The organism is Bacteroides sp. AF32-8BH, assembly GCF_003435205.1.
GTDB lineage: Bacteria > Bacteroidota > Bacteroidia > Bacteroidales > Bacteroidaceae > Bacteroides > Bacteroides ovatus.
Genome location: NZ_QVLZ01000063.1, coordinates 21475 through 32295, shown reverse-complemented (window position 1 = coordinate 32295; position 10821 = coordinate 21475). Strand labels below are relative to the sequence as shown.

Genomic DNA, 10821 nt, shown 5'->3' with positions numbered 1-10821 from the left:
AAAAATATAAGAATGAAAAAAGGCCGACAAGATAGAATCGCGGAGACGCTTACAATAACAAATATAACCAACGAATGAATCTGAAATTAATCTTCATATCTCTCGGACTATTGTTGACAGAACTATTGACTGCTCAAGATCAAACCACAGAGCTGTCATTGAAGCAAGTCATAGAGATTGCCCGTATGGAATCTCCCGATGCACAGACGGCACGCCACAGTTTCCGTTCTGCGTATTGGAACTATAAATATTATCGTGCCAATTATCTGCCGTCTTTAAGCCTGACATCCGATCCGAATCTGAACCGTGCCATTAACAAGATAACGATGGGAGACGGTTCGGTAAAGTTTGTCGAACAAAATCTATTGAATACAGATTTAACCCTGAATCTTTCACAGAACTTATCCTGGACCGGTGGCTCTTTCTTTCTCGAAACCTCCGCTCAACGCATGGATCTGTTCAGCGAACATAAATACTCATGGCAGACTTCCCCCATAATGATCGGTTATCGCCAGTCTCTTTTTGGCTACAATAGTTTGAAATGGGATAGACGGATAGAGCCCGTGCGCTATCAGGAGGCAAAGAAAAGCTACGTAGAGACGCTTGAACTCGTATCAGCCAATGCGATTAATAAATTCTTTGCCTTGGCCACCGCCCAGAGCGATTACGATATTGCTTCCTTTAATTACGCCAATGCCGATACACTTTACCGTTATGCGCAAGGCCGCTATAACATAGGTACCATCACAGAAAATGAAATGCTGCAACTGGAACTTAACCGTTTGACGGAAGAGACAAACCGCATGAATGCCCTTATTGAAATGGATAATTGTATGCAGGAACTCCGTTCCTATCTTGGTATTCACGAAGATCGGGAATTACGTGTCCTTGTCAGTCCTCAAATTCCGGATTTCAGTGTGAACCTGAATGAAGCACTGGCACTGGCTTACGAAAACAGTCCGGATATACAGACGATGGAAAGGCGGAAACTGGAAAGTGAGAGTGCTGTGGCGAAAGCCCGCGCCAATGCCGGCCTGAAAGCAGATATCTATCTCCGTTTCGGATTGACGCAGACTGCTGACAAACTGCCCGACGCTTATCGAAATTTGTTGGACCAGCAATACGTAAGTATCGGCATTTCTCTTCCTATCCTAGACTGGGGACGTGGAAAAGGACAGGTGCGAGTAGCCCGTTCCAATCGTGATCTGGTTTACACACAAGTCGAACAGAGCCGGACGGACTTTGAACTGAATGTCCGCAAACTCGTCAAACAATTCAATCTGCAAACGCAACGTGTCCGCATCGCTGCCCGTACAGATGAAACAGCTCAACGAAGAAGTGAAGTGGCCCGCAAACTCTATCTATTAGGTAAATCTACCATTCTTGACTTGAATGCTTCCATTTCAGAGAAAGATAGTGCCCGCCGTAACTATATTTCGGCTTTATATAATTATTGGAGTTTATATTATACACTCCGTAGCATGACACTATACGATTTTGAGCGAAATACGATACTGACAGAAGACTACCATCTTCTGATTGAATAGAGAACAACGAAAAGTCAGTAAAGAATAGTGATGGAACCCTAATTAATAGAAACTTGTAAAACACCAGATAATCTCATGGATATAAAATTAGAAAAGAAACCGTGGTACATTCGTTACAGATACTATCTGATAGGAGGGCTTTTATTTGCCGCCTTTTTGATTTATGTGATTACTTTGTCTTTAGGTCCCAGAAAACTAAGGATAGATGCCGAAAATATACAGATTGCAGAAGTGAAAGAGTCTGATTTCATGGAATATGTAGATGTGGAAGGGCTCATTCAGCCTATACTGACCATCAAGATCAATACTCGTGAAACTGGAAGCGTGGAAAGGATTGTCGGTGAAGAGGGAAGTTTGCTTCAGCAGGGAGACACCATTCTTATTCTTTCCAATCCCGATTTGCTCCGCAATATTGAAGACCAGCGTGACGAATGGGAAAAGCAAATGATTACTTATCAGGAGCAGGAGATTGAAATGGAACAAAAAAGTCTGAACTTGAAACAGCAAGCCCTGACAAATAGCTACGAATTGGAACGCCTGAAAAAAAGCATCGCTCTCGACCGCGAAGAATTTCAGATGGGAGTGAAGAGTAAGGCGCAGTTGCAGGTAGCTGAAGATGAGTATAGTTACAAGCAGAAAAACGCAGCCCTGCAACAAGAGAGCTTGCGACATGATTCTGCTGTCACGATGATACGTAAGGAATTGATTCGTAACGACCGGGAGCGGGAACGGAAAAAGTACGAACGTACTCGCGAACGACTGAATAGCCTGGTGGTCACAGCTCCACTGAAAGGTCAGCTTAGTTTCGTAAAGGTCACTCCGGGGCAGCAGGTTTCCTCCGGTGAAAGCATTGCTGAAATAAAAGTGCTCGATCAATACAAAATCCACACTTCACTTAGCGAATATTATATCGACCGGATCACCACCGGACTACCGGCTACTGTGAACTATCAAGGAAACAAATATCCGCTGAAAATAACAAAAGTGGTTCCCGAAGTGAAAGATCGTATGTTTGATATTGATCTTATTTTTACCGGAGATATGCCCGATAATGTAAGAGTTGGCAAGAGCTTCCGGGTACAGATTGAATTGGGACAGCCGGAGCAAGCACATATTATTCCACGAGGCAACTTCTATCAGTTTACAGGCGGACAATGGATTTACAAAGTAAATGCATCAAAGACAAAAGCAGTTCGCGTGCCATTGAACATTGGTCGCCAGAATCCGCAACAATATGAAATAGTAGAAGGTTTACAGCCGGGAGATTGGGTAATTACCACCGGATATGATACCTTTGGCGATGCGGAAGAATTGATCTTGAAATGAATGAAAAATAATAAATAGATAAAACATGAAAACATTGCACTATGCGATACGCTTTTTGTTGCGTACAAAGTCATATACTATTATTAATTTGTTCGGGCTGGCCTTTAGTTTAGCTTGTTGCATTATTCTGCTTCGTTATATTCATCGTGAGCTTACAGTAGACACACATTGTATCGATCGTAATCAAGTGTATGGTGTACAGACAATGTTTGAAGGAAATCGGGTATTAAGTGTTGCCGAAATAGGGAGCCGGGATAGTGTTTACATTGATAATAGTGGCATAGTGACGCGTTCACGCATCGTGTTGCTCGAAAATGATTATTTGACCTATCAGTCAAATCGTATTCCTGTTCAAGCTATGGCAGCAGATAGTGCTTATTTTGAACTTTTCCCTTACCGTGTGTTACAAGGTTCAGTGTCCTTGGAAGATCCGGCGTCAGTTTTGTTAATGGAGGGTTTTGCTAAAAAACTTTTCGGCAAAGAAAATCCTATTGGCAAGATTCTCACTTATTCGAATGGAAAGGAGATTAGGGTGACAGGCATATTAGAGGAACCAATTAATAAGCGGATGTTTAATTTTGACTTGGTCCTCTCTTCAAAACTATCATCATTATGGGAGCGTATGCCTTTGGATTTTATCCGTTTCACTTCAGAAACGGAAGTAATGAAAGCCAATAAGGCCGGGAGTTATCCCCGGTTTATCAATCAGGATGCTCGTAGCGGGGATAGTCGGAAATACACTTTCTCTCTAGTTCCTATAAGTGATATGTATTGGGATCGGGCTTTAATTGGTCGATCCGGACCAGATATGCTAGTTAGCGGAAACCGTTCCCAACTATTTATTTTAGGAGGAATTTGCCTGTTGATATTACTTGCAGGTGTGATGAATTTCATCAATCTTTATCTGGTATTGATGGTGAAACGAGGTAAGGTGTATAGCTTGCGGAAAGTTTTTGGAGCTGATAGAAAAGCGTTGTTTAAGCAAATATTCATAGAAAACTTTTTATTGATCGCTGCTTCCATGATAGTAGCCTGGCTCATTGTAGAGGTGACAAATATTCCTGTATCATCTATGTTTGGCAGTCAGCTGATGTATACTGCATTTGATGGGATATTATCATTCTTTATTTTGTTGTTTTTGCCTCTGTTAGTATCTATTTATGCGTTTGTGCAGTGCCAACGTTCTTTGTTGGCTGTTTCAATCCGGAAGGTAGGTACAGATAACCATTCGGTTCGTTCACGTATGATCTTTCTTTTTCTGCAATATATGATTACTTTCCTGTTAGTGGTATTATCAATCTATTTCAGCAAGCAACTGAATTTTATGTTACATACCGATCCTGGTTTTCGTGTAGAGTCTGTAATTCAAGCAAACTTGATATATGAATCACGAGATTTCGCAGTTTACACTATGGAGACTATCAAACAACGGCAAGAGAGGATTACTGAAATAGACCAACTCATGAAGAGTTGTCCGGATATTCAGTATTGGACGACGGGACATTCATCTATTTTGGGAGACTATTATTCTACAAACTTTCAAAGTGTAAAAGGAGAAACAGTTGCGTTGTTGCAATCTTATGTTACTCCTGATTTCTTTAAAGTTTTCAATCTTGCGTTTGTGGATGGAAGTCTGCCGGAAATGGATGAAGACTCAAGAAATAGAGTGGCCGTTGTAAATCGTGCGGCATTGAAAGCCTTAGGATATACGCAATGTGAGGGAGCTATGCTGGTTGATGAAATGATGAAAAGAAACGTCCCGGATTTTCCGGCTCAACCTATTGTTGCTGTAATAGACGATTATTATGACGGACATATTAGTACAGGTGTCCATCCGATGGTCTTTATGGTTGGTAGTCAATTAGACGGTGATTTATATCAGATATATTGCCACTCCGGCAAAGAACAGGCAGTTATTGACTATTTGAAAAGTATTCAAAAGAAAGTGTATGGTACAGAGGATTTTAAATATTCTTTGTTGAAGGACGATGTGGCTGAACTTTATAAAAATGATCGCCAGATAGCTTCTGTTTATGCTCTTTTCGCTTGTATAGCTATTGTAATAGTTTGTCTTGGCTTGTTTGGTATTTCATTATTTGACATTAGGCAGCGTTCCCATGAGGTTGCAATTCGCAAAGTGAATGGAGCATCACTGAAAGATTTATATCTTTTACTAGGACGCAAGTATCTTGTCATATTAGGTGGGGCTTTTGCAGTAGCTCTTCCATTATCCTGGTATCTGATATATGAATACACAAAGGATTTTGTAGTGAAAGCTCCTATAGGTATAGGAATCTTTTTGATAGCTTTGTTATTGGTTGGTGGTATTTCTTTAGGGACTCTATTCTGGCAAATAAACAAGATTGCGCATATTGATCCTGCTAAAATTATAAAAACTGAATGAATCTAAGATATTATGATAAAACACTATTTCAAAGTAGCATTTAGAAACTTGTGGAAGTACAAGGCACAGAATATAATTTCCACCATCGGATTGGCAGTAGGACTACTGTGTTTTAGTATATGTATGTATTGCAGTCGTTTTGTAGAATCTACCAATCATTGCTTTGACAATTATTCCCGCATAGCCGAGTTAAATCTCTATAATGAACAGACTGGTGACTATTTTTCCGGCACACAAGTAGCATTATCCGAAGAACTCCGTACTTGGGCTATGGGTGAAGTGGAAGCGATCTCTTGTATGGCATATCCCCGTGAACGCTCTTTTCAGGTTGAACTGTCTCCGGATAAATCATTGCCATACGATCTTGAAATTATAGAAGTCGATACCCTATACAATAAAGTCTTTACTCCGCAAATGGTAGTTGGTAACTGGCGGACAGCAAGCCGGATGCCCAACGCGGTTATTATAAGCCGGTCCACTGCCATAAAGATATTTGGTCAGGTGGAGACTGCCATTGGCAAACACCTGACTCTTACAAGACGGCTTTATACTTCTCCGGACAGTACACCAAAGACAGGAGGTATTGTGTACACAATCCAAGCAGTGATGGAAGATCTTCCACTGAACAATGATTTTAATTTTATGTGTCATACCGATGCATTGGTTATCAACGACAGTGAGGGACTTTTTCAGAGTCCGAAACGTCGCGATATAACGGGAGCCCGGACATACGTTTTGTTATCTCCGCAGGTTGGCATTACTGGTTTGGAAAAACAATTTTCCAAGCGCGACTATACTTATAGCCTATATAACGAGACTTATACCGTTGTTGCCCGTTATATAGGAGACCGGTCGCAGGAGAAAGGTATTTATATTCTGGGATGGGTCACCGGAATTGTCGGCATATTGATATTGTTGGTTGGATTGATTAATTTCTTTCATTTTCTCATCGGCTCTTTCCTGAATCGCACTAAGGAATACGCCATAATGAAAATGCTTGGTTCTGATTGGAAACGGCTGTTCTGCCTGTTATTAACACAGTCACTGATGATTGTATTTGCATCCTCATTTTTGGTGATATGGGGTATCGAACTAATTGGAGATAGAATGGATTTCTCTTTGCCAGGCCTCACAATGACTTTCCCTCCTGAAATACTATTAAAGCATATTCTGCAATACATTGTTTTTCTTGCATTGCTTTGCGTGGCAGTCTGTCTGCTGGTATCCGTCCGTATTCGCAGGTCTTCCATACAGACAGGTATCTATGGAGGTCAAAAACGTCGCGGGAAACAGTGGGGACGTAACTTTATGCTCGGCGTCCAGTTCTTTATTTGCTGGATATTCGTAACGCTGACTGTCAGCCTGTTTTTGCAATCAGGAAAGATGACTGAAACCTTATTTCATACGTTAAGTCAGGAAGATAAAGAAGCGATTCTAAGTATCCCGCTGGACTATCCATTTCTGGAAAACAAAGAAAAACAGGAAATGGTAGAACGTTTCAGGCAGCATGCCGGTGTGAAAGATATTTTGTTATCTGATATATCTTATACTCATGGAATATCCGGAAACTTGTTAATGACGGAGAAAGGAAATGATAACTCTTGGATTGATATTAATGTAATGTGTGTACCATTGAATTTCTTCACCTTTATGAATATTCCGATAACGGAGGGCAGGACGATCCGGACAAAAAAGGATCTCGTAATGGATGAAGTCTGGCAGAAAAGACAAAAGAAAGATATCATCGGAATGAACTTTTACGACCAGACCAGTGATTTCACCGTTTGTGGAGTATGTGCCCCCTTTCAAACAGATGTACATAACCATAATGGCGGATATGCTTTCACACTTTATGATTCTTCTGAATACATAGGTCACTGCTATGTGAAATGTTACCCTGAACAGCAAAAAGAAGTCATGAAATGGATGGAAACCATCCGTCGTGAAGTGCTGCCGGAGAATATTTCTTCCCAAGTACGTACATTTCAGGATGATTTGTACGAAGTGCAGGCAGTGGAATATATTCTGAAAGATATCATCTCGTTTTTTGCAATTGTAAGCATCATCATTACCCTGTTGGGAGTGTATTCCAGCATTACGCTCGATACAGAACGCCGTCAGAAAGAGGTTGCCATTCGCAAAGTGAACGGAGCCGGAATACGTTCCATCATCTGGCTGTTTGCACGTTTGTACCTGATTTTGCTGATGGTGACTGCCGCCATCACCTTTCCGCTCATTTACGTGGTATTGCAACTGTGGAAACAAATGTACACCGTATTTTTTAATGATGGAATATTATATTGGGGAAGCATATTTGGGGGAGTAACCTTATTGACAGTAATTACCATTATCTTTAAAATATTGAGGATTGCACGTCTCAATCCCGCAGAAGTAATCAAAAACGAATAAAATTAATAATTCTAAAAACAATACAGTTATGATTAAGACCATTGACTTACAGAAGATTTTCAAAACGGAAGAAGTAGAAACTTGGGCGTTGAATAACGTCAGTATCGAAGTGAAACAAGGTGAATTTGTAGCCATCATGGGTCCCTCCGGCTGTGGTAAGTCAACATTGCTCAACATTCTGGGGCTACTTGATAACCCGACAGGAGGAGAGTATTATCTGAATGGAACGGAAGTCTCCCGGTATACCGAGTCGCAACGCACCAGTCTTCGCAAAGGCGTGATAGGTTTCGTATTTCAGAGCTTTAACCTGATAGACGAGTTGAACGTATACGAAAATATCGAACTTCCTTTGCTTTATATGGGTATTTCCGCTGCCGAACGGAAAAAGAGGGTAGAGTCAGCTATGGAGAGAATGGCCATTACTCATCGTAGCAAACACTTTCCGCAACAACTTTCCGGTGGTCAGCAGCAACGCGTTGCCATTGCCCGTGCCGTCGTAGCCAACCCTAAACTGATTCTGGCCGATGAGCCAACCGGTAACCTGGACTCCAAAAACGGTAAAGAAGTGATGGGGCTATTGAGCGAACTGAATAAAGAGGGAACCACCATTGTCATGGTGACCCACTCACAGCACGATGCCGGTTATGCCGACCGTATCATAAACTTGTTTGACGGACAGGTGGTGACCGAAGTTAGTATGTAAGCACAAGCTATCAATAAAAAGAATATCATGATAAAACACTATCTGAAAGTAGCCTTTCGTAATCTGATAAAGTATAAAACACAAAGTCTTGTTAGTATTATCGGATTAGCAGTCGGCTTTACCTGTTTTGCGCTGTCGGTATTATGGATACGTTATGAAATGACGTATGATAATTTTCATGAGGGAGCCGATCGCATTTATCTGGTACGTGCGCATTACGCCAATGAACCCGGTACAAGCAAATTTACTCCATATCCTTTAATGAAATATTTGCAAGACAAAATGCCGGAGATAGAAACTGTAACCGCTTTTACCGCACATCATGTAAAATTCCGTATGGAAGATACCGAGCAGGAGATCGGAATGATTGCCGCAGATTCTGTTTTCATGAACTTCTTTGATATACAATTATTGAAAGGTACTGTCAACTTCCTGAAATGTGATGGTCAGGAAGTTGCTATCACTAAAGAATTTGCGAAGCGGCTCTTCAACAAAGAAGAGGATGCATTGGGGAAAGAGGTGGAAGTAGGCAGACGCGTATGTAAAATAGGAGCAATTGTGAGTGGATGGTCGAACCATTCCAATATTCCATATAATATACTGGCTCCGGCAAGACATTCTCCTCAGTGGGGAAGTTCAAATGAGCAGCTACTTATTCGTGTACGCGAAAGAACAGATATAGACGCATTCCGAACAAAAATGAGCACCGTTTGCATCAACGATATTGAGAAAGAGAGCGAACTTTCCGATCTGTTGATTACCCGGATGTCAGCTTTGCGCTATTCGGATTATGTAGATAAAGCAGATGTTGTTATCTCTTTCAGTTATATATTCTATTTCTCCTTAGCAGGCGGACTGGTGATTATTTGTTCGTTATTCAATTATTTGACGCTTTTTATCAGTCGCCTTTGTATGCGCAACCGTGAAATGGCACTTCGTAAGGTGAATGGAGCAAGCAATAAAGCTTTGTCTGTACAGTTTGCCATTGAATTATTGCTGCTTTTATGTATTGCTCTGATCGGCGGATTGCTGCTGGTGGAGATGAGTATGTCCCGCTTCCTGAACTTTACGCAGATAGAGTCCAGTTCATATTATGGAGAAATTTTGATATATCTTCTGGCAGTAATCATCCTGTCGTTTCTGTTTGCGCTGATGCCATTATCCTATTTTCGTCGTCGAACATTGCAGGAAACGATCAAAGGAAGTGTTGCTACTGCCCGTCCGTACTTATTTCGCAGAATAGGTATTATCGTACAGTTGATTGTCAGCCTTGCTTTTATCTTCTGCACAGTTGTCATCATGAAGCAACTACATTTCCTGAAAAATACGGATTTAGGTATGGAACGTCATCATGTGGCTAATGTGGCATTGTGGAATGGAGACATTCATCAATGGGCAGAGAAAATAAAAGCTCTCCCTATGGTAACAGAAACTTTACCTCCTGCGTACTTTCCAATTATTCCAACTGGTCCGATGATGTATGCAGAAATAACAAATTGGGATGGGCTGCCCAAAGTGACAGAAAAAACACTACTTGTTGGCATAATGCCGGCAAAGGAGGAATTTTTTAAGTTTTATGATTTGAAATTGCTGGAAGGTGAATTTATATCTGAAAAGAGCCAGCAGAATGAAGTTGTGGTTGATGAAAGTACGTGCCTGAAATTCGGATGGAAACATGCTTTAGGAAAGACTTTCGGCAATAACACCAATGGTCGTCAGGACATTGCATACAAAGTTGTCGGAGTGGTGAAAAACTTTAGTTATCGTTCTCCGACAAGCAAGCCGGGACTTATTGCCTTTCAACGCCCCGAAGCACAAGAATATCTCCTGAATCGTGCCAGTATCCTTTTTAAATTCAAAGAGGGGACTTGGAACGAATGTCGTGAAGCTATAGAAAAGCTCCACAAAGAAGAATTTCCCCATGCTTATTTACGGTTGTTTAGCGAGGAGGAGGAATATGGTAAATATCTTCGCTCCGAGGATGCACTGATGAAACTGTTGAGCTTCGTGTCATTGGTCTGTGTACTCATTTCCGTTTTCGGAATTTTTTCATTGGTCACTCTATCATGTGAGCAACGTCAAAAGGAGATTGCTATACGTAAAGTGAACGGGGCGCAAATTCGTCATATCTTGCAGATGTTTTTCCGTGAATATTTCCTATTGCTGATTATTGCTGCTGTCATAGCCTTTCCAATGGGATATGTGGTTATGAGGCAATGGATTGAAACGTATGTGAGACAAACTGCGATTAACGGTTGGGTATATGTAGGGATTTTCGTTGTAGTGGCGATTATTATTCTACTCTGCATCATCTGGCGCATATGGAAAGCCGCCCGACAGAATCCTGCGGAAGTTATCAAAAATGAATAATAAAATAACAATATCATGATAAAACACTATCTGAAAGTAGCCTTTCGTAATCTGATAAAGTA

The 10821-nt window shown here is 41.1% G+C and carries 6 protein-coding genes; all 6 read left to right on the top strand.

Translation table 11 applies throughout. From position 1 onward, the window contains the following. Positions 1 to 74: 74 nt before the first annotated feature. The 6 genes from DWZ47_RS27925 (at position 75) to DWZ47_RS27900 (ending at position 10759) form a co-directional block, all read left to right on the top strand. Positions 75 to 1547, top strand: coding sequence for a TolC family protein (locus DWZ47_RS27925; RefSeq protein WP_004318226.1), 1473 nt, complete (start codon positions 75 to 77; stop codon positions 1545 to 1547). Positions 1548 to 1622: 75 nt separating this feature from the next. Further along, a complete protein-coding gene (locus DWZ47_RS27920) occupies positions 1623 to 2873 on the top strand; it encodes an efflux RND transporter periplasmic adaptor subunit (protein WP_070782787.1) in 1251 nt (416 codons plus the stop codon). A 25-nt stretch (positions 2874 to 2898) separates the two neighbouring features. Then, positions 2899 to 5277 (top strand): ABC transporter permease, encoded by a 2379-nt coding sequence (locus DWZ47_RS27915; RefSeq protein ID WP_117515451.1) that lies wholly within the window; start codon positions 2899 to 2901, stop codon positions 5275 to 5277. Positions 5278 to 5289: 12 nt separating this feature from the next. Beyond that, positions 5290 to 7686 carry an ABC transporter permease gene (locus DWZ47_RS27910; protein WP_117515449.1) on the top strand — a complete coding sequence of 799 codons (2397 nt, stop codon included), beginning with the start codon at positions 5290 to 5292 and terminating at the stop codon, positions 7684 to 7686. 28 nt (positions 7687 to 7714) lie between these two features. Beyond that, positions 7715 to 8389, top strand: coding sequence for an ABC transporter ATP-binding protein (locus DWZ47_RS27905; protein ID WP_004295924.1), 675 nt, complete (start codon positions 7715 to 7717; stop codon positions 8387 to 8389). A gap of 27 nt (positions 8390 to 8416) precedes the next feature. Further along, positions 8417 to 10759 carry an ABC transporter permease gene (locus DWZ47_RS27900; RefSeq protein WP_117515447.1) on the top strand — a complete coding sequence of 781 codons (2343 nt, stop codon included), beginning with the start codon at positions 8417 to 8419 and terminating at the stop codon, positions 10757 to 10759. Positions 10760 to 10821: the final 62 nt, after the last annotated feature.